General features: G+C 67.4%; 1 pseudogene. It reads left to right on the plus strand.

Annotation, left to right across the window (positions count from 1 at the left end):
* Positions 1–479, plus strand: a pseudogene (locus J5M73_RS31195) (asparagine synthase-related protein); the annotation flags it as partial.

Consider the following 479-nt stretch of genomic DNA (forward strand, 5'->3'; position numbering starts at 1 on the left):
GATGCTGAGGGTCTGGATGAGCCACGGCGACAAGGTCGGCGAGATGCCGCCGGGCTTCGCGCTGATGGCGTCGACGCCGAGCTGCCCGATCGCCGGCATGGCCGACGAGGCGCGCGGCTACTACGCGGTGCAGTTCCACCCGGAAGTCACGCACACGGTGCAGGGCCGCAAGCTGCTCGAGCGCTTCGTGCTCGACATCGCCGGCGCGAAACCCGACTGGATCATGCGCGACCACATCGAGGAGGCGGTCGCGCGGATTCGCGAGCAGGTCGGCGACGAGGAAGTGATCCTCGGCCTGTCGGGCGGCGTGGATTCGAGCGTCGCGGCGGCGCTCATCCACCGTGCGATCGGCGATCAATTGACTTGCGTGTTCGTCGACCACGGCCTGCTGCGCCTGAACGAAGGCAAGATGGTGCTCGACATGTTCGAAGGCCGGCTGCATGCGAAGGTCGTCCACGTCGACGCGTCCGAGCAGTTCC

Origin of the sequence: Pseudomonas sp. 50_B (assembly GCF_017491625.1) — a bacterium.
Taxonomy (GTDB): Bacteria; Pseudomonadota; Gammaproteobacteria; order Pseudomonadales; family Pseudomonadaceae; genus Aquipseudomonas; species Aquipseudomonas danubii.